Source organism: Allobosea sp. CRIB-10, from assembly GCF_900112185.1.
Classification (GTDB): Bacteria; Pseudomonadota; Alphaproteobacteria; order Rhizobiales; family Beijerinckiaceae; genus Allobosea.
The window spans coordinates 168,124-187,778 of record NZ_FOKP01000010.1 but is presented as its reverse complement, the minus strand read 5'-3'; the positions used below and the strand labels follow the sequence as shown (position 1 = coordinate 187,778).

Sequence of the window (19,655 nt, the reverse complement as noted above, 5' to 3'; positions counted from 1 at the left end):
GCCCGAAAGCTCGTCACAATCCTCAACGCCGTCATCCGGGACAGACAACCATGGCGCGAACAAACCGCTTGACCAACAAGACAGTCGCTCACCCCGACCCTCCCCCGCAAGGGGAGAGGGGTTCCCCGCGCTCTCTTGATCTTAGCCGGTGCGATCACGCCGATCGGCTCAGAGCTTGCAATCCTTGGCGTAGGCGTCGCTGTGATTGCTCAGCACCTTGCCCTGCGTCTTCAGCACCGGCGCGCCGTCGGCGCCCTTCTCGACCTTGAGCGCGTACCAGTCCTGGACCGGGTGCTGGTTCGGGCCGAACTTGAAGGCGCCGCGCACCGACTGGAAATCGGCCTTGGCCAGCGCCTTGCGCAGCGCCGGCACATCGGCCTTGCCGCCGGTCGCCTTCAGCGCCGAGGCGATGGCGAGCGCGGTGTCGTAGCCCTGGCTGGCGTAATAGGTCGGCACGCGGTTATAGGCCTTGGTGAAGGCCTCGACGAAGGCCTTGTTCGAGGCATTGTCGAAGTCGGTGTTCCAGTGCGCGGTGACGCTGAGCCCGAGCGCGGCGTCGCCGACCGCCTTCAGCGTGGTCGCGTCGAGCGAGGGCTCGGCCAGCACCATCGGGGTTTTCCCGAGCAGGCCGGCCTGCTGGTACTGGCGCAGGAAGGCGATGCCGAGCCCGCCCGGATGGAACTGGAAGACCACGTCGGGATTGGCCGAGCGGATCTGCGCCATCTCCGGCGCGAAATCGGTCTGGTCGAGGCGGGTATAGACCTCGCCGACGATCTCGCCCTTGAACAGGCGCTTGAAGCCGGCGAGCGCATCCTTGCCGGCCTGATAGTTCGGGGCGAGGATGAAGGCCTTCTTATAGCCGAGATTGGTGGCGTGCTGGCCGGCGCTCTCATGCAGGCTGTCGTTCTGCCAGGAGACGACGAAGTAGTTCTCGTTGCACTCCTTGCCGGCAAAGTTCGACGGCGCGGCGTTGGGGCTGACATAGAGCGCGCCGGCATCGACGATGTCAGGCACGGTCGCGCCGGCGACGTTCGAGAAGACGATGCCGGTCATGATCTTGATGCCGTCGGTCTTCAGCATCTTCTCGGCGATCTGCTTGCCCTGGCCGGGCTTCAGCGCGTCGTCCTCGACGACGAGCTCGACCGGCGCGCCGCCGAGCTTGCCGCCGTTCATGTCGATGGCGAGCTTGAAGGCGTCGCGAATGTCCTGGCCGAGATAGCCGCCCGGCCCCGACAATGTCGTGACCATGCCGATCTTGACCGGCGCCTGCTGGGCCAGCGCCGGCATGGCGACGGCGGCGGCCAGCATCAATCCCAAGGATACTGATTTACGGTGCTGCATGGTTCCCCTCCTCCGATCATTGGCGTCGGATTGCTCGATATTATTTTAAGCTTAAAACATTTTCGGATCGGCGCGCAAGTGCCGCGAAGGCGCCGGACCAACCGGCGCCTTCATCGCTCAGAGCGCGACCCAGCCGGCCGGCGGCTTCCTGCCGGGATGGACGGCGCCGCACTGCTTGCAGGTGCGGGCCTTCTCGTCGGCGAAGAAGGCTTCGTAGAGAGGCGGCAGGTCCTTCACGAGATCGCCGACCTTCAGCTCGATGCGATGCACCAGGCCGTTGCACTCGAAGCAGTACCATTCGAAGCCGTCGACCTGGTCGGCATGGCGCGCCGGCTCGACCACGAGCCCGATCGAGCCCTCCTGCGGGCGCTGCGGCGAGTGGCGCACATGCGGCGGCAGCAGGAAGACGTCGCCCTCGCGGATCGTGACATCGTAATGCTTCCCGCCATCGACCAGCTTCAGCATCATGTCGCCCTTGAGCTGGTAGAAGAACTCCTCCACCGGGTCGTCATGGTAGTCGGCGCGCTGGTTCGGACCGCCGACGACCATCACGGTCATCTGGCCGTCGTCGAACACCTTCTTGTTGCCGACCGGCGGCTTCAGCAGGTGCTCGTTCTCCGCGATCCACTTCTTGAAGTTGAAAGCCTTCAGCCGTCCTTCGGTCGCCATATCCGTCTCTCCCGTCGTTCAAGCCTTGAGTCTCAGCCGGCCTTGGCCAGCGGTGCACCGGCAAGCGTCAGTCCGCAGCTCTCGAAAGCGGCGCGCGTCGCTGACTTCTCGGCATCGGTCAGCTCCAGCAGCGGCGCGCGCACGCGCCCGCCGACCTGACCGAGCAGTTCCTGCCAGTATTTCTGATGTGCATGCGGCTTCTCGGCCGGCCGCGTCAGGCGCAGCGCCTCGCGCACCGGGTTCAGGCTGTCGCGGACGGCATGGGCCTTCTCGACCTCGCCGGCGAAGGCGAGGTCGGTGTACTCGCGCATGCGCCGATCGGCTGCGGTCTGGATCAGATAGGGCGGCGAGGAGCAAAGATAGACCTGCCAGCCTAGCTCGACGATGTTGTCGAGCCATTCCTCCTCCGAGGCGGTGCTGACCAGAATGCGGTCGCCGGCGAGCCGCGTGAGCTCGGCATACATGGCGCGCGGCACGCTGTACTTGATCGCGACGACGTTCTCGATGTCGGCGAGCCGGTTGCAGAGCTGCGGGCTCATCAGATAACCGGAGTCCGGATGGCTCCAGAGCGCGATGCCGATATCGACCTGCTCGGCGATCGTCCGATAGTACTGGTAGAGCGTCTCGTCCTGCGCCTTGAAGAAGTGCAGCAGCGGCGCATGCACGACGATGTAGTCGGCGCCGACCTTCTGGGCGTGCTTCGCCAGATCGATCACGACATCCATGTTCTGGTCGGAGCAGGACATGATCGTCTGGCCCCGGCCGGCCGTAGCCTCGACCGCGAGCTCGAAGCTGCGCTTGCGTTCCTCCAGCGACATCGCGAAGAACTCGCCCTGCTTGCCGGCGACGAACAGGCCGTCAATGCCGAGATCGTCCGTCCAGTGCCGGATATTCTCGCGGAAACCGTCCTCGTCGATGCCTAGCGACTGAGTGAACGGCGTCAGCGCCGCCGCCCAGATGCCCTTCATATTGGCGCGGGTATAAGCCTTCGCGTCCTTCCTGGTGTATCTCATGTAGGCTATCTCCCTGTCGCTCGCCGGTCAGATCGCCATGCGGTGCGAGACGGTCTTGATGGTGGTGTAATGCGCCAAACCCTCGGCGCCGCCCTCGCGGCCATAGCCGCTGTCCTTGACGCCGCCGAACGGCACCTCGGCGACCGAGGCCTCCAGCGTGTTGATCGAGACGTTGCCGGCCTCGATCTCGTCGGCGAGACGATCGGCCCGGCTGGCGGAATGGGTGAAGGCGTAAGCCGCGAGACCGAAGGGCAGGCCGTTCGCCTTGGCGATCGCGTCGTCCAGCGTCGAGACCGGGTTGATCACGGCGAGCGGCCCGAACGGCTCCTCGCGCATCACCCGGGCGTCGTCGGGAACGTCGGCCAGCACGGTCACCGGGAAGAAATAGCCGCGATTACCGATGCGCTCGCCACCGGCGAGAACGCGCGCACCCTTGGCCCTGGCGTCGGCGACCAGCACCTCCATCGCCTCGATGCGGCGATGATTGGCGACCGGGCCCATCTGCGTTGCGGCATCGAGCCCGTTGCCGATCACAACCGAGCGCGCCTTCTCGGCGAAGGTCCTGGCGAAAGCCTCGTAGATCGGCTCCTGCACGAAGAAGCGGGTCGGCGAGGTGCAGACCTGGCCGGCATTGCGCGACTTGCGGATGGCCGAGGCGGTCGCCGCGGCGACCGGGTCGACATCGTCGCAGACGATCACCGGAGCGTGGCCGCCGAGTTCCATCAGCACCGGCTTCATATGGTCGGCGGCGATCCGGGTCAGATGCTTGCCGACCGCGGTCGAGCCGGTGAAGGCGATCAGCCGGGTCTGCTCCTGCGGGATCAGATAGGACGAGATGTCGGCCGGCACCCCGAAGACGAGATTGAACACGCCGGGCGGCAGGCCGGCATCATGCAAGGCGCGGGCGATGTGGAGCGCGCCGGCCGGGGTCTCCTCGGCCGCCTTCAGGATGATCGAGCAGCCCGCGGCGAGCGCCCCGGCGATCTTGCGCGCCGGCTGGCTCATCGGAAAATTCCAGGGCGAGAAGGCCGCGACCATGCCGATCGGCTGGTGCATCACGACATATTTGATGCCGGGCTCGCTCGGGATCACCCGTCCATAGGTGCGCTGGCCCTCGGCCGCGTCCCATTCGAAGAACTCGCAGCCGCGGATCACCTCGAGCTGCGCCTGGGCGAAGGGCTTGCCATGCTCGAGCGTGATCGCGGGGGCGATCTCGTCGATGCGGGCCCGCATCAGCGCGGCGGCCTTGAGCATGATCTCGCCACGGGCGCGCGGCGAGGTCCGGCTCCAGATTCTGAAGCCCTCCCTGGCCGCAGCCAAGGCGTCGTCGAGATCGGCACGAGCAGCGACCGGTACGGCGCCGATCACATTCTCATCGGCCGGGTTGAGCACCGGCAGGCTGTCGGAAGTCTTGCGCCAGGCGCCGCCGATATAAAGCTGCAGGTCGGGATAGGCGGTCATGGAAAGCCTCGAACGGAGCGGCCAGCGGCGCGATGTCGAGGCATGATGGCTCCGGCCACGGCCATATGGAATTCAGCTTATTTGTCTGAATTCAGATGATATGCTTATGAATAGCGCATGGCAGTCACCCTGCGACAGATCCAGGCCTTCCTCGCCGTCGCCGAGCTCGGCACCTTCACCAAGGCGGCAGAGCGCCTGCATATGGCGCAGCCGGCTCTGTCGCAATTGGTGCGCGAGCTGGAGCACGCGCTCGGCATCCGCCTGTTCGATCGGACCACCCGCCGGGTCGAACTGACGGAAGGGGGCCGGGAGTTCCAGGGCGCCAGCGCCAAGATCGTCCACGATCTCGACCTCGCCATCCAGAACGCCAACGACCTCGCCGAACGCCGGCGCGGCCGGATTACTGTCGCTGCTCCGCCCTTGCTGGCGGCGGCGATCCTGCCCGAGGCGATCGCGGAGATGCGCGAGCGCTTTCCCGGCGTGCAGGTCGCGGTGCTCGATGCGCGCACCGACACGATCATCGAGGCCGTCAGGACGAACCGGGTCGATTGCGGCCTCGGTACCTTCGCCGCTGTCGAGGACGGCATCGAACGCATCCCGATGGCGCGCGACCAGCTGATGCTGTTCTGCAGCCCCGGCAGCCGCTTCGCCGATACGACCGTAGACTGGCGGGAGTTGCGGGGCGAGCCGCTGATCACGCTGACGCGCGACAGCGGCATCCGCCTCCTGGTCGAGGTCGCCTATGAAACCGTCGGCATTCCACTCGTCCCGGCCTATGAGGTGTCGCAGATCACCACCGCCTTGGCCTTGGTCGAGGCTCGTCTCGGCGTTGCCGTGCTTCCGACTTATGCGCGTGCGGCAGCACCGCATCGCCGGGTCCTCGCCCGACCATTGTCGAACCCGACGATCGCGCGCGATATCGTGCTGATCAGGCCCGGCGGCCGCTCCGTATCCCCGGCGCTGGCGACGTTCGAAACGATCCTGCGGCGCTATGCCCGCCGCCTCGCGCCAGCCGATGTCGATTGAACCCAGCGCTACAGTTTCGGCAGGGAAACGGTGACGCGAAGACCGCCTTCGGCCCGGTTCTCCAGAGCGATCGAGCCGTCATGGGATCTGACGATGGCGAGGGCGATCGTCAGGCCCAGCCCCGAGCCGCCGGTCTGGCGGCCCCGTGACTCCTCCAGCCGCACGAACGGGTGAAACACCCGTTCCCGATCGGCCTCGGCGATGCCGGGTCCCTCGTCCTCGACGACGACGGCATAGCTGTCGCCAGCATCGGTAATGCTGACCTTGGCCTCCTGGCCATACTTCACGGCATTGCCGATGATGTTCGAGGCGGCCCGCTTCAGGGACAGCAGTCTGCCGGAGACCGGGGCGGAATTCAGCCCTACCAGCAGGACGAAATGACCCTGGTCGACATGCTCGTCGACGATCGTCTCGATCACCGAGGCGAGGTCGACCGGGCGCAGCGGCTCGCTCGAGGTGCCGCCGCGCAGATAGTCCAGGGTCGAGTCGATCATCGCTTCCATCTCGCCGAGATCGGCGTCGATCAGGGCGCGGGTCGCGTCGTCCTCCAGGAATTCGGAGCGGAGCCTGAGGCGCGTGATCGGCGTGCGCAGGTCATGCGAGACGGCGGCCATCGCCTGCATCCGCTCGGTGACCAGATGCCGGATGCGCTCGCGCATCGTGTTGAAGGCACGCGCGGCGCGGCGCACCTCGACCGGCCCGGTTTCGGGAAGGGGCTGCGGCGCCTGGTCAAGGCTGAAGCGCTCGGCCGCCTCGGCGAGGTCACGCAGGGGCCGTGTCGCCCAGCGCAGCAGCAGCAGCGCAACGACGACGATGCCGACGGCGAAGCAGATCATGATCGCCGTCAGGCCCCAGTCGAGATGCTGCGAGGCGCCCAGTGCTGAGGAGGAGAAATTGACCCAGGAGCCATCGTCGAGCCGGACCGAGACCAGCATCATGTGCTTGTAGGCATTGGCCTCGCCGGCGCCGAGCGCGCCGTCATCGGCGAAGCCGACGCGGAAGGATTCCGCTGCCAGCTCGGGAGCGAGTTCCTTGAGCCGCGCCTCCATCGCGCGGGTCCGCTCGGTCATCGGCGCCGTGCCGAGCACCAGGCTGACCTTGCTCCAATGCACCTCAAGGCTGGCGCTCGACAGGTCATGCGCGACGCGGTCGCGTTCTGGCGCCTGGGGCAGGCTGGCGATGGCCCGCTTGATCGAGACGATGCGCTCGGCGAGCCCCCGATCCTGATTGGCTGTCGCAAGGTTCTCGACGCCGACGCGATAGGCCCAGTAGCCGAGCAGATGGAAGGCGAGCAGCGCCGCGACCAGAATCAGGATGGCGCGGCTGGCGACCGTATCGGGCCAGAGCCGCTTGGCTGGAGGCGTCAAGCAGGCTGTCCTCGCTGCTGATCGACCTGCGAGGCGAACAGGTAACCGGCGCCGCGGACCGTCTTGATCAGCTGGCCGCCACGCGCATCGGCATCGAGCTTGCGGCGCAGGCGGCTGATCTGGACGTCGATGGTGCGGTCGAACGGATCATCGCTCATCCGCGCCTTGGCGAACTGCATCAGCGCCTCGCGCGACAGGACCCGGTTCGCGTGCTCGACGAAGGCGACGAGCAGGTCGAACTCGCCGGTCGAGAGGTCGATCAGCGTCCCCGACGGCGATTGCAGCTCGCGCCGCCGCAGATCCATGCGCCAGCCGTCGAAGCTCACGATCGTGCTCGCCGGTGCGGCGGGCGCACCGCGCGCCGCCCGCGCCCGGCGCAGCAGCGCCCGAATGCGAGCGAGGAGCTCACGCGCGCTGAACGGCTTGGTGACGTAGTCGTCCGCCCCGCCTTCGAGACCGGTGATGCGGTCGCTCTCCTCCGTTCGTGCCGTCAGCATCACGATCGGCACCTGCGAGGTCGCGCGCACCTCGCGGCAGAGCTCGACGCCGGAGCGGCCGGGGAGCATCAGGTCGAGCACGATCAGGTCGATGGCGCTGTGTGCCAGCGCCTCCAGCATGGCGCGACCATCCGGCGAACCGGTGACCTGGTAGCCGTGCCGCTGCAGGAAGCGCGCGACGAGCAGCCTGATCTGCGGGTCGTCGTCCACCATCAGGATATGGCCATGGTCGTCGGCGGTCGTCGCGACGGGGACCGGCTCTCTCTGCGTCTGCGTCGGAATGTCCGTGCTCCCGCGAGCGGGCTCCTGCCATCTGATCATCGCTACAATAGCGCGGCCACGTCCCGGCCGCCCGCGCCGCTTTGAAACAATTTGTAACGGACGCCCGCGAAAGCCCGCTGCTACCCCTGCCGCATCGAAACGGGGGATGCCGAGTCGTGAATTTGGTGAAGGTGCCGTTGCTGATGGCGATTGCTCTGGTGCTCGGCGCCTGCACCGCCACGATCCCGGAGCATCTGGCGCGGCCGGCCGATCCGAACGCCCGCGTTCCCGCCGTGTCCTATCGCAGCGTGACCGCCGGCGCCGCGAGCTTCCGCCCGGCCGAGCCGAAGGATTGGCGCGAACTCAACCGCCAGGTCGGGCCTAAGTCATGACGCTGCCTGCTGGTGCAACTGCTTTGCTCGATTCCTCTACAAAGCGCCTGTCGCCCTGGCTCCTCCCTTCCCCCTTGCAGGGAAGGGATTGGGATGGGGGGCGAACGACTGGGTGCAAGGCTGCTCGTAGAAGTGGATCGGCCTCTCTCTCGGCGAATGCGTTCCGACTTTACGCCCCCTACCCCTGCCCCTCCCCACAAGGGGGATGGGTTCCCCACGCCTCATCCGGTTGCGTCGCGGAATCATCGCAGGAAAGGCCGACTTTCACCTCTCCGACCAAGCCGAACGCCCGCCGCCTGCTGCGCTGGAGCCTGCTCGCCGGGACGGCGGCGCTGCTCGGCGGCTGCGCCGGCTTCTCGCCCGATGGCGGGATGGCGCCGATCCAGGGCGCGGCCTATGCCGAGATCGGCAAGGATGTCGTCAAGATCGGCGACGACCAGATCGCTCTGACGGCGAAGGCGCGGGTCGACCAGCTCCTGCGCAAGCCGCTGACGGCGGACAGCGCCGTCCAGGTCGCGCTGCTCAGCAATCGGGGCCTGCAGGCTTCGTTCAACGAACTCGGCATCGCCGAGGCGCAGATGGTCGCCGCCAGCCTGCCGCCCAATCCGCGCTTCGGCATCTCCAAGCTCTCCGGCCGCTTCGAGGTGGAAATCGAGCGCCAGATCGTCGGCAGCCTGCTCGCGCTGATCACCTTGCCGGCCAGGGCCGAGATCGCCGGGGATCGCTTCAGGACGGCGCAGTTGCGAGCGGTCGAGGCGGTGCTGCGGCTCGCCGCCGATACCCGCCGCCAATATTACCGTGCCGTCGCCGCCAACGCGCAGGTCGGCGTCTACCAGCAGGCCAAGGCTTCCGCCGACGCCGCCTCCGAGCTGTTCAAGCGGCTCGGCGAATCCGGCGGCGTCAACAAGATCGACCAGGCCCGCGAATTCGCCTTCGAGGCCGAGCTGACCGTGCAACTCGCCCAGGCGCGCCAGCTGCAGCGTCAGGAGCGCGAGCGCCTCGTTCGCCAGCTCGGTCTCTGGGGCGACGAGCTCAAGTTCAAGCTGCCCAGCAGCTTGCCTCCGCTGCCGCGATTGCAATCGGTCAAGGCGATCGAGGCCGAGGCGCTGCGCAAGCGCGTCGACATCCAGATCGCGCGGGCTGAACTCGACGCTCTCGCGAAGTCGCTCGGGCTCGCCAATGCCACCCGCTTCGTGGACGATATCGACCTGCTCGGGCGGCGCACCTATGACCGCAGCCGCAGCATCGGCCCGGACGGCCATGTCGAGCGCGAAGCCAGCCGCAGCAGGACGCTGGAGCTGGAGATCGACATCCCGATCTATGATTTCGGCCAGTCCAAGGTCGCGCTCGCCAAGCAGACCTACATGCAGGCGGCCAACAGGCTGGCGGAGAAGGCGGTCAATGCCCGCTCCGAGGCGCGCGAGGCCTATACCGCCTACCGCGCCAATTACGACATCACCCGGCAGTATCAGAACAATGTCCTGCCACTGCGCAAGATCATCCAAGAGCAGTCGCTGCTGCAATACAGCGGCATGCTGAACGACGTCACCGATCTCATCGCCGATGCCCGCAGCCGCATCCTCTCCAATGTCGCGGCGATCAATGCCCGGCGCGATTTCTGGATCGCCCATACCGACTTCAAGCACGCGCTGATCGGCGGCGGCAGCGGAGGCGGTGGCTCGGCCACGGTCGCCGCTGCAGGCGGCGGCGATGCCGGCGGCGGGCACTGAGCGGGCGGAAGGAGCAAACCATGACCACGCTATCGCGCAGAGGCTTCATCGGCACCTCCGGCCTCGTCGTCGCCGCGGCCGGTGCGGTGTCCGGGCGCACGGCCTTCGCCACCGTGCCCGAAGCGCCGACCATGACGGAAGCTATCACGCAGGCGCCGCTGGTGCCGACGACGGGGCCGGATTACCAGCCGGTCGCGACGCTGAATGGCTGGTCGCTCCCCTGGCGCATGAACGGCGACTGGAAGGAGTTCCACCTGGTCGCCGAGCCGGTGGTGCGCGAGTTCGCGCCAGGCATGAAGGGCTATCTCTCGGGCTATAACGGCCAGTCGCCGGGGCCGACCATCGAGGCGGTCGAAGGCGACAAGGTTCGCATCTACGTCACCAACAAGCTGCCGGAGAGCACCGCGGTGCATTGGCACGGCCAGCGCCTGCCCAATGGCATGGACGGCGTCGGCGGCCTCAACCAGCCGCATATCCCGCCGGGCAAGACCTTCGTCTACGAGTTCCAGCTCAGGCGCTCCGGCACCTACATGTACCACCCGCATTCGGACGAGATGGTCCAGATGGCGATGGGCATGATGGGCTTCTTCGTCGTGTATCCCAGGGACCCGGCCTTCCGCCGCGTCGACCGCGACTTCGTCTTCCTGCTCAATGCCTTCGACATCGAGCCCGGCTCCTATGTGCCGCGCGTCGCCGAAATGACCGAGTTCAACATGTGGTGCTGGAACAGCCGCGTGTTCCCGGGCATCGATCCGCTCGTCGTTGGCAAGAACGACAAGGTCCGTGTCCGCTTCGGCAACCTGACCATGACCAACCACCCGATCCACATGCACGGCTACGAGTTCAAGGTCTCGTGCACCGATGGCGGCTGGGTCGATCCGGCGGCGGCCTGGGACGAGGTCTCGATCGACTGCGCCGTCGGCCAGATGCGCGCCTTCGACTTCGTCGCCGACGAGCCCGGCGACTGGGCGATCCACTGCCACAAATCGCACCACACCATGAATGCGATGGGGCATTCGGTGAAGAACTATATCGGCGTGAGCAAGAAGGACCTGGCCAAGCGCATCGCCAGGATCGCGCCGGGCTACATGCCGATGGGCTCGAACGGCATGGGCGAGATGGGCTCGATGGAGATGCCCCTGCCCGACAACACATTGCCGATGATGACGGGCTTCGCCCAGTTCGGCCCGGTCGAGATGGGCGGCATGTTCTCGGTGGTGAAGGTCCGCGAAGGACTGGCCAGGAACGACTACAAGGACCCCGGCTGGTTCAAGCACCCCGAAGGCACCGTCGCCTTCGAATACAAGGGCCAGAAGCTGGCCGAGGCGCCCCGCGGCGCCTCCCCCGACAGCGGCATCGAGCCGACCGAATGGCGGGTCAAGGACCCGCGCAAGCCGAGCTTAGGGCCGGACGGCAAGCCACGGCCTGCGGCCAAGGACCCGCATTCCAACCACTGAAGACGCCAACCTCCAGCAGGAGAGCCTCATGACGACAGCATTCAAGCTCGCCGCAATCGCAGTCCTCTTCTCAGCCGGCGCTGCACTGGCAGGCCCGGGCGGAGCTGGCCACGGCCATGGCGGCGAGACCGCCTATGGCAAGCCGGGCGATCCGAAGAAGCCCGCCCGCATCGTCGCGGTGGCGATGGCCGAGCGCGACGGCAAGATGTCCTTCATCCCCGACCGGATCGAGGCGCGCCGCGGCGAGCAGATCCGCTTCCAGCTGCGCAACAATGGCGAGCTCGACCATGAGCTCGTCCTGGCGACGCTGGAGGAGAACCTCAAGCACGCCGTCGAGATGCAGAAGAACCCCGACATGGAGCATGACGATCCGAACGCCAAGCGCCTTCAGCCGAAGAAGACCGGCGAGATCGTCTGGGCCTTCACAAAGGCGGGCGAGTTCGACTTCTCCTGCCTGATCCCCGGTCACCGCGAAGCCGGCATGACCGGCAAGATCATCGTCAAGTAGGCTTCACGAAAGGAGCAGCCATGCTCAGGACGACAGCCATCCTCGCCCTTCTCCTCCTCGCCTTGCCGGCCGCGGCGCAGTCGATCAGCGGCACGGTCACCAAGGTCGACGAGCCCCAGGGCAAGCTCACCATCAATCACGGCCCGATCAAGAACCTCGACATGGACGCGATGACGATGGTGTTCCGCGCTGGCGATCCGGCCATGCTGAAGGGGTTGAAGGCCGGAACCAAGATCAAATTCGACGCCGACCGGGTCAACGGCCAGATCACCGTCATTAAGCTCCGGAAGGCGAAGTGACCCGACATCCCGGGGGTGGATCGCGCCGATCCACCCCCCTGCGCCGGGGTTTCCGCCGCGGTCGCCTCCGATGGCGACCTGCAGCGCGTCCTGCTCGAGCACGCTTGCGTCAAGCCGCAGATCGAGACCGTGCTGAAGCAGGCCGCCCTCGTTGCCTATCGCGTCACCTGCCCTGGGCAGTTCGCACAAGGCGGTCGACGTCACATGCGTCGACCACCGCTGCGTCGGCAGCCGCCGTTACGAGCAGCCAAGGGACCAGGCCGGCCCCGGCTAGGGCGACAGCCGGGGAGCGATATCGCCGCTCACTTGCCGTATTGCTGGATCAGGGCGCGGGCCTCCGCGAGCAGCTTCTTGCCGTCCGCGCCCTTCGCAACGACCTCCTTGACCCACTCTTCCTCGACCGAGGCGGTGGCGTCGACCCAGCGCTTGTACTCGTCCTGCGGCAGATCGTAGAAGATGCCGCCGAGATCGGCCGCCTGCTTCTTGAACGGCTCGACCACCGCGTCGAAGCCGGTCTCGCCGGCCCAGGCCGAGGTCTCCGGCCCGCTATTGGCGTCGATCACCTTCTTCAGATCGGCCGGCAGGCCGTCGTATTTCGCCTGGTTCATCCCGAACAGGAAGATCGTGTTCGAGATGCGCGGCGCCCCGGCCGGCACGTTGAGGTGATATTTGGCGATCTCGGCGAGCTTGATCGCCGGCGAGCCTTCCCACGGTACGGCCGCGCCGTCGACCACGCCCTTGGCGAGCGATTCCGGCACGGCCGGCAGCGGCATCTGCACCGGCGTCGCGCCGAGCGCCGCGAGCATCTTCGAATTGGCGCGGGTCGCGGCGCGGATCTTCAGGCCTTTCATCTCGGCAAGGGTCTTGGGCTGCTTGCTGGTGAAGTGGAAGAGCGCGCCGTCATGGACGTGCATGAACAGCGGCTTCACGCCCTTGTACTCGTCCTGTGCGTTCTTCTGAGCATAGTCCCAGAAGGCGCGGCTGCCGGCCTTGGCCGTCACCACCATCCAGGGCAATTCGAAGACCTCGGACTTGGCGAAGCGGCCGGCGGCATAGGTCGGCACGGTCCAGATCACGTCGACGACGCCGTCGCGCACCTGGTCGAAGAGCTGCGCCGGCGTGCCGCCGAGCTGCATCGCCGGATAGATCTGGCATTTCAGCTTGTCGCCGGACTCCTTGTTGATCTTGTCGCACCAGGGCTGGATCAGCTTGACCTGCGCGCTCGAGGTCGAGGGCAGGAAATGATGGACGCGCAGGATGACCTGCTGCGCCGCCGCCTGTGAAATACCGGCGAAACTCGCCAGCCCGCCGAGGACGAGACCGGCGCAGAGCCGGTTGAGGATGGATGTCTGCTGCTTGCTCATGCTGCACCTCCCTGTGCGTTTTCTGCCTGTGCGTTTGCTTCTTGGTTTGATGGATGGACTCACAGCGCGCCGAATGCCTTGACCAGGACGAGCGAGATCGAGGGGAAGGCGACGAGGAGGACGATGCGGACGAGGTCCGAGGCGAGGAAGGGCATCACGCCCTTGAAGGTCTCGACCAGGGGCACGTCCTTCGCCAGGCGGTTGATGATGTAGACGTTCATGCCAACAGGCGGATGAACCAGGCCGATCTCGACCACCATCAGCGCGAGGATGCCGAACCAGATCGACTTGTCCTCGACCGACATGCCGTAGAAATCGAGCCCGACGATCATCGGATAGAAGATCGGGATCGTCAGCAGGATCATCGCCAGCGAGTCCATGACGCAGCCGAGCAGGATGTAGATCAGCAGGATCATCGCCAGCACGAAGAGCGGGGCGAGACCGCTCTGCTTGACCCAGTTCGCGAGCTCGGCCGGCATCTGCGACAGCGCAAGCGCCGTGTTCAACATGTCGGCGCCGAGCAGGACGAGCAGGATCATCGCCGTCGCCTGCGCCGTGCCGAGCGCGCTGTCGATCAGGCCGCGCCAGCGCATGCCACCGCTGATCACCGCGATCGCCCCGCAGGCCGCGGCGCCGATCGCCGCCGCCTCGGTCGGCGTCGCCCAGCCGCCATAGATGCCGACGATGACCAGCACGAAGACGAGGATCACCGGAAACACGCCGGCCAGCACCTTGAGCCGCTCCGGCCAGGGCACGCGCGGGCCGGCCGGACCGGCCTCCGGATTGCGCCGCACGATGAGCTGCACCACGAACATGTAGCCGAACATCGCGATCAGGCCGGGCAGAACCGCGGCCATGAACAGCTTGCCGATCGATTCCTGGGTCAGGATCGCGTAGATCACCAGCGGCACCGAGGGCGGGATCATGATGCCGAGCGTGCCGCCGGCCGCGAGCGCGCCGGTCGCCAGACTCCCCGAATAGCGGTAGCGGCGCAGCTCCGGCAGGGCGACCTGACCCATCGTCGCCGCGGTGGCGAGCGAGGAACCGCAGATCGCGCCGAAGCCGGCGCAGGCGCCGATCGCCGCCATGGCGACGCCGCCGCGGCGATGGCCGATGAAGGCGTTGACGCAGCGGAACAGGCTCGCCGACAGGCCGCCATGGGTGGCGAACTGGCCCATCAGCAGGAAGAGCGGGATGACCGTCAGGTCGTAATTCGACAGACGGGCATAGGGGATGGATTTCAGGATGTTGAGCCAGGGCGTGACGTTGCCGCCCATCAGAAAGACATAGCCGCCCGAGCCCGCGACGAACATCGCGATGCCGATCGGCACGCGAAAGGCCATCAGCGCGAGCAGGCAGGCGAAGATGGTGAAGCCGACCGAGATACCGCTCATCGACGGGCCTCCCCGCGGCGCGCCGCTTCCTGGGCATGGCGTGTCGCCATGTAGAATCCGGCCAGGGCCAGCATCGCAAAGCCCGGCACCATGGCGATCTGAGCCCACCAGACGGGGATGTCGAGGATCGCGGACGTCTCGCCGGATTCTTGCGTGCCGATCGCGCCGACATAGACGCGCCAGGTCAGCACGGCGCCGACCGATCCGACCAGCAGCGAGCCGAAAGCGTCGAGCAGGTGATTGACCCAGGGCGGGGCCGCTGCGGTGAAGAAGTCGACCTTCACGTCGCCATGGTTGAGATGACAATAGGCGAAGAAGGCGGCAGATGCCGCAGCAGCGACCATCTGCAGCAGTTCGACGTCACCGGGAACGGGTGCCGACAGCAGCTTGCGGCCGACGATCGAGACGATCGACATGACGACGAGGCCGACGAAGAGCAGCCCGCCGATGATTGCCAGGAGCTTCGAGATCGTCAGCAGCACGCGCCCGGACGGCCCGAAAACGACTGGATCATTGGCCGGTGCGCCCGGCACGGCTTCCTGCATTTAACTGTCTCCCCTCGTCGTCGGCGCGCTTGTGTCCGCGCGTTCGGTCCTCAGGCATCCGTTCCGCCATCGTCATGCTGCGCCGGCGATCACGGCCTGCGCCTTCGCGTTTGCGCGCCTGCCGCTCGCGCGGGATCCGCTAGCACGAAAACTATTTCACATGTTAAATAGCATGCAACTGGAAAATCATGCCGGCGCGCGGGCCCCACTGCCTCGACCCTGTGCGATGCGAGATCAGGAGCGTTTGCTGCCGTGAGGGTCCGGATTGTCATCACGCGGCCTGCTCCGCCATTTTCACCAGCGCATAGAGCGCTTCTGTCCTGGGAGCCGCGATGCTGTGCTTCTCGGCGACGCGAACGACCGCACCGTTCAGCGTCTCGATCTCGGTCGGGCGCTTGGCCAGCAGGTCCTGCAGCATCGAGGGTTTGTGCCCGCCATGATGGTCGAGCGCATGGTCGATCGTCGCATGCGTCCGCTGGGCTAAGACCGCGAGCCCCTCCGCCTGCGCCACGGCGAGGACCTCGCTCGCGACGGCATGGTCGAGTCGGCGTCCTTCGGCCGCACCGCCCAGGCCGCCGACCGTGCGCTGCGTCACCGCGCACAAACTGTTCAGCGCGACATTGAAGGCGACCTTCTCCCAGATCGCGACGACCGCATCGGGATCGACCGCGCCGGGCAGACCCGCGGCATTCAGCGCGGCCGCCAGCGCAGCGAGCGCCGGCTCCTTGCCGCCATCGGCCATGACCACCCGCGTCCTGCTCTGGCCGTGCGAATGCACCTCGCCGGGCGCGACGAGGTCGGCCGGGACGGTGGTCATGCCGATGGCGATGCGCGAGGCGTCGGCGAAACCCGCGAGCTTCTCGGCATTGCCGAGGCCGTTCTGCAGGCTGAGCAGGCGGGTCTGCGGCCCGATGAGATGCTTCGCCGCCGCGAGCGCGCCTTGCGTATGCATCGCCTTGGTGAAGACGATCAGCCAGTCCGGCTGCGTCGTTGCCTCCTCCGGCCGCATGATCGGCAGCGCGAGCCGTCGCTCGCCGGCATCGTTGCGGATCAGGAGGCCACGCTCGCGCACCGCAGCGATCTGAGCCGGGTTGACGTCGAGCAGCTCGACAGCGTGCCCGACCTCGGCCAGGAGCCCGCCGAACAGCGAGCCCATCGCGCCGGCGCCCAGAATGGAGATGCGCAGGGCGCTCATCGTCGCGCCTAGAATGGGTAGTGGCGCTGCGTCGTCTGCAGCGTCAGCCAGCGCAATTCGGTGAAGGCCTCGATGCCGGCGCGCCCGCCGAAGCGGCCATAGCCACTGTTCTTGACGCCTCCGAACGGCATCTGCGCCTCGTCATGCACAGTCGGGCCGTTGACATGGCAGATGCCGGATTCGATCCGCGCGGCGACGCGCCAGCCGCGCGCCGTGTCGCAGGTGAAGACGGCAGCCGAGAGTCCATAGGGATTGTCGTTGGCGCAGGCGATCGCCGACTCCTCGCCGTCGACCCGCACGATCGCTTTGACCGGGCCAAAACTCTCCTCGCCATAGATCCGCATCGCCGGGGTGACATGGTCGAGCAGCGTCGCCGGGAACAACGTGCTTTCAGCTTTGCCGCCACAGACCAGTGTCGCGCCCTTGGCGAGCGCATCGTCGATCAACGCGTTGCAGCGCTCGACCGTTTTCATATCGACAACCGAGCCAAGCACCACCGGCCCCTTGCGGGGATCACCAAGCGGCAGGCTCGCTGCTTTGGCGGCGAGCCGCGCGACGAAGTCGTCGGCGACCTTGCCATCGACGACGATGCGCTCGGTCGACATGCAGATCTGGCCGGAATTGGCGAAGGCGCCGAACGCGATGCCGGCGACCGCGGCGTCGAGATCGGCATCGTCGAGGACGAGGGCCGGCGCCTTGCCACCCAGCTCCAGCACCACCGGCTTCAGATGCTCGGCGCAGAGCTTGGCGATGATGCGCCCGACATGGGTCGACCCGGTGAAGTTGACCCGCCGGACCGCCGGATGGCCGACCATCGCCGCGACGACCTCGGCGGCGTCCTCAGGCGCATTGGTGACGAAGTTGACGACGCCTTCAGGCAATCCCGCTTCCTGCAGTGCTGCGATGATCAGCCCATGCGTGCGCGGGCAGAGCTCGGAACCCTTCAGCACGACGGTGTTGCCGCAGGCGAGCGGCAGGGCGACTGCGCGGGTGGCGAGGATGACCGGCGCATTCCACGGCGCCATGCCGAGCACGACGCCGGCCGGCTGGCGTACCGCCATGGCGAGGCTGCCCGGGACGTTGGAGGGGATGACCTCGCCGCTGATCTGCGTCGTCAGCGCGGCGGCCTCGATCAGCATATCGGCGGCGAGATGGACATTGAAGCCAGCCCAGATGGCGGAGGCGCCGGTCTCGGCCGACATGGCGGCAGTGAAATCGGCGGCGCGGGCTTCCAGCGCATGCGAACCCTTGACCAAGAGTTCGCGACGCTTCGCGGGGGACGTCTGCGACCAGCCCGGGAAGGCACGCGCGGCGGCATCGACCGCAGCGCGCGCATCGTCCGGCATCGCCGCGGCGGCGCGGCTGGCGACTGAGCCGTCGAGCGGATTGCGGCGCTCGAAGACGCGCCCGCCTGTCGCAGCGACGGCCTTGCCGTCGATCAGAAGGTTGATGGTCTCGGTCATCTCTCGATCCTCGAAGCTCAGGCGATCACGATGTCGATCAGGTTCGGGCCGGGCGCAGCGAAGGCGGCGCGCAGGCGCGGGGCGAGATCCTCGGGCCGCTCGATCCGCTCGCCCCGCACGCCCTGTCCTCCAGCCAATTGCGCGAAATCGAGGCCCGGCAATTCGGTTCCGGCCGGCTTGTCGTTCGGCGCGTAACCGAAGACCGGCGCGAAATCCTGAAGCGCCGCGTAACGGCGATTGTTGAGGATCAGGAAAGTCATCGGCAGGTCGAGCTGCGCTGCGCTGTAGAGCGCCTGGATGGAATAGAGGCTGGAGCCGTCGCCGATCAGCGCGATCACCCGGCCCGGCAGCTTCATCCGCCGGCGTGCCAGGGCGATGCCCACCGCCGCCGGCATGCTGTGCCCGAGCCCGCCGCTCGCCATGGTGTAGAAGCTGTCGGCGCCGCTCATCGGCAGGTAGGTCTGGATGGTCGAGCGGGTGCTCGGCGCCTCCTCGACCACGACGTCGTCGGCATGGCGCTCCCGGTCGATAACCGAGAGCGCATAGGCGGCCGACATCGGCACGCCGGGCGAAGGCACCGGCGGGACGGGGCGGGACAGTGCCGCTTCGCGCTCGGCGTTGGGAGCACTCGTCGCGAGGAGCGCCCGTATCCCAAGGTCGAGGCTGGAGACGACGCTGTCGCCGACCGGCGCCCAGGCGGCCTGCTGCGGATCATCGACGATCTGCACGAGCTGCGCACCTTCAGGGACATGCGGGCCGTTGCCCTCGACATGATAGGTGAAGGCCGGCGCGCCCAGCACCAAGATGAAGTCATGCGGTGCCAGGCGCTCGACGATCTTCTCGCGCATCGCCGGCAGGAAGCCGCGGAACTGCGGATGGCGTTCGGGAAAGCCGCAGCGCGCACACATCGGCGGGGCATAGATCGAGGCCCGATGGCGCTCGGCGAGCGCGACGACGTCGTCGACAGCCAGATCGCGTGCGACGCCGGCGCCGACGACGAAAGCCGGCCGCTTGCTGGCGTTGAGACGTTTCGCGATCGCGGCGATCGCGTCCGGGGCCGGGGCAAGCGCCTGGCTGACCTTGCGCGGCAGGACGAATTCGCCGGGCTGGTCCCAGTCATCCGCCGGAATTGATATGAAGACGGGTCCCCGCGGCGGCTGCATCGCGATGTGATAGGCCCGCGCCAGAGCGAGCGGCAGGTCGGCGCCGCGCGCCGGCTCGATCGCCCATTTGACGTAAGGCTTGGGCAACTCGGTCGCCTGCACCGAGGCGAGGAAAGGGTCGAAGGGCAGGATCGAGCGCGCCTGCTGGCCGGCGGTGATCAGGAGCGGCGTCTGGTTCTTGAACGCCGTGAAGATGTTGCCCATGGCATGGCCGACGCCGGCGGCCGAGTGCAGGTTGACCAGCGCGGCATTGCGCGTCGCCTGGGCATAGCCGTCGGCCATCCCGACCACGACCGCTTCCTGCAGGCCGAGCACATAGCGGAAGTCCTCGGGGTACTCCCGAAACATCGGCAATTCCGTCGAGCCGGGATTGCCGAAGACCGTATCGATCCCGAACTGGCGCAGCAGGTCGAGCACGGCGTCGCGGACGCTCGGGCGAGAAAGGGAGGATGTTCTGTCGGCTGGCATGCGCGTCCCTCGGATCGCAGGCACTGTGGCGGCACACTGGCC

The 19,655-nt window shown here is 67.1% G+C and carries 18 protein-coding genes; 6 read left to right on the top strand and 12 right to left on the bottom strand.

Features of this window, described 5'->3' with window-relative positions; translation table 11 throughout:
• Nucleotides 1-168: 168 nt before the first annotated feature.
• The 4 genes from BMZ69_RS14990 to BMZ69_RS14975 form a co-directional block, all read right to left on the bottom strand.
• Nucleotides 169-1,341, bottom strand: coding sequence for an ABC transporter substrate-binding protein (locus BMZ69_RS14990; protein WP_092157862.1), 1,173 nt, complete (start codon nucleotides 1,339-1,341; stop codon nucleotides 169-171).
• 117 nt (nucleotides 1,342-1,458) lie between these two features.
• Nucleotides 1,459-2,010 carry a 3-hydroxyanthranilate 3,4-dioxygenase gene (locus tag BMZ69_RS14985; protein ID WP_092157860.1) on the bottom strand — a complete coding sequence of 184 codons (552 nt, stop codon included), beginning with the start codon at nucleotides 2,008-2,010 and terminating at the stop codon, nucleotides 1,459-1,461.
• A gap of 32 nt (nucleotides 2,011-2,042) precedes the next feature.
• Nucleotides 2,043-3,023, bottom strand: coding sequence for a dihydrodipicolinate synthase family protein (locus BMZ69_RS14980; RefSeq protein WP_092157858.1), 981 nt, complete (start codon nucleotides 3,021-3,023; stop codon nucleotides 2,043-2,045).
• A gap of 27 nt (nucleotides 3,024-3,050) precedes the next feature.
• Entirely contained in the window at nucleotides 3,051-4,484 is a 1,434-nt protein-coding gene (locus BMZ69_RS14975; protein ID WP_092157856.1) for an NAD-dependent succinate-semialdehyde dehydrogenase, read from the bottom strand.
• A gap of 117 nt (nucleotides 4,485-4,601) precedes the next feature.
• Here BMZ69_RS14975 and BMZ69_RS14970 point away from each other — a divergent pair, with 117 nt between their 5' ends.
• Nucleotides 4,602-5,510, top strand: coding sequence for a LysR family transcriptional regulator (locus BMZ69_RS14970; protein ID WP_092157854.1), 909 nt, complete (start codon nucleotides 4,602-4,604; stop codon nucleotides 5,508-5,510).
• Between the two features lie 8 nt (nucleotides 5,511-5,518).
• Here BMZ69_RS14970 and BMZ69_RS14965 read toward each other — a convergent pair whose 3' ends face one another.
• Nucleotides 5,519-6,877, bottom strand: coding sequence for an ATP-binding protein (locus tag BMZ69_RS14965; protein ID WP_092157853.1), 1,359 nt, complete (start codon nucleotides 6,875-6,877; stop codon nucleotides 5,519-5,521).
• The gene (locus BMZ69_RS14960; RefSeq protein WP_092157851.1) at nucleotides 6,874-7,695 is read right to left on the bottom strand and encodes a response regulator; all 822 of its coding nucleotides are present in this window, start codon (nucleotides 7,693-7,695) and stop codon (nucleotides 6,874-6,876) included. Before BMZ69_RS14960 ends, BMZ69_RS14965 begins: the two co-directional genes overlap by 4 nt.
• A gap of 116 nt (nucleotides 7,696-7,811) precedes the next feature.
• On the opposite strand from BMZ69_RS14960, the gene BMZ69_RS14955 reads away from it, so the two are divergent.
• The 5 genes from BMZ69_RS14955 (at nucleotide 7,812) to BMZ69_RS14935 (ending at nucleotide 12,021) form a co-directional block, all read left to right on the top strand.
• Nucleotides 7,812-8,027: a hypothetical protein gene (locus BMZ69_RS14955; protein WP_092157849.1), complete on the top strand. Its 216-nt coding sequence runs from the start codon at nucleotides 7,812-7,814 to the stop codon at nucleotides 8,025-8,027.
• A gap of 371 nt (nucleotides 8,028-8,398) precedes the next feature.
• Nucleotides 8,399-9,757 carry a TolC family protein gene (locus BMZ69_RS14950; protein WP_092157847.1) on the top strand — a complete coding sequence of 453 codons (1,359 nt, stop codon included), beginning with the start codon at nucleotides 8,399-8,401 and terminating at the stop codon, nucleotides 9,755-9,757.
• Between the two features lie 20 nt (nucleotides 9,758-9,777).
• The gene (locus tag BMZ69_RS14945) at nucleotides 9,778-11,214 is read left to right on the top strand and encodes a multicopper oxidase family protein (RefSeq protein ID WP_092157845.1); all 1,437 of its coding nucleotides are present in this window, start codon (nucleotides 9,778-9,780) and stop codon (nucleotides 11,212-11,214) included.
• A gap of 28 nt (nucleotides 11,215-11,242) precedes the next feature.
• Nucleotides 11,243-11,722, top strand: a complete 480-nt coding sequence (locus BMZ69_RS14940) for a cupredoxin domain-containing protein (protein ID WP_092157843.1) — start codon at nucleotides 11,243-11,245, stop codon at nucleotides 11,720-11,722.
• Nucleotides 11,723-11,742: 20 nt separating this feature from the next.
• Entirely contained in the window at nucleotides 11,743-12,021 is a 279-nt protein-coding gene (locus tag BMZ69_RS14935; protein ID WP_092157841.1) for a copper-binding protein, read from the top strand.
• Nucleotides 12,022-12,323: 302 nt separating this feature from the next.
• Here the strand turns inward: BMZ69_RS14935 and BMZ69_RS14930 are convergent, their stop codons facing one another.
• The 6 genes from BMZ69_RS14930 to mdlC all read right to left on the bottom strand — a co-directional run bounded on the left by BMZ69_RS14930 (nucleotide 12,324) and on the right by mdlC (nucleotide 19,613).
• Nucleotides 12,324-13,385: a TRAP transporter substrate-binding protein gene (locus BMZ69_RS14930; protein ID WP_092157839.1), complete on the bottom strand. Its 1,062-nt coding sequence runs from the start codon at nucleotides 13,383-13,385 to the stop codon at nucleotides 12,324-12,326.
• A 59-nt stretch (nucleotides 13,386-13,444) separates the two neighbouring features.
• A complete protein-coding gene (locus BMZ69_RS14925; RefSeq protein WP_092157837.1) occupies nucleotides 13,445-14,779 on the bottom strand; it encodes a TRAP transporter large permease in 1,335 nt (444 codons plus the stop codon).
• Entirely contained in the window at nucleotides 14,776-15,324 is a 549-nt protein-coding gene (locus BMZ69_RS14920) for a TRAP transporter small permease (protein ID WP_092157835.1), read from the bottom strand. The genes BMZ69_RS14925 and BMZ69_RS14920 overlap by 4 nt, the downstream gene beginning before the upstream one ends.
• 271 nt (nucleotides 15,325-15,595) lie before the next feature.
• Entirely contained in the window at nucleotides 15,596-16,519 is a 924-nt protein-coding gene (locus BMZ69_RS14915; RefSeq protein WP_210188029.1) for a ketopantoate reductase family protein, read from the bottom strand.
• Nucleotides 16,520-16,527: 8 nt separating this feature from the next.
• Nucleotides 16,528-17,982, bottom strand: a complete 1,455-nt coding sequence (locus tag BMZ69_RS14910) for an aldehyde dehydrogenase (RefSeq protein WP_092157833.1) — start codon at nucleotides 17,980-17,982, stop codon at nucleotides 16,528-16,530.
• 17 nt (nucleotides 17,983-17,999) lie between these two features.
• Nucleotides 18,000-19,613: a benzoylformate decarboxylase gene (gene mdlC, locus BMZ69_RS14905; RefSeq protein WP_092157831.1), complete on the bottom strand. Its 1,614-nt coding sequence runs from the start codon at nucleotides 19,611-19,613 to the stop codon at nucleotides 18,000-18,002.
• Between the last annotated feature and the right edge of the window lie 42 nt (nucleotides 19,614-19,655).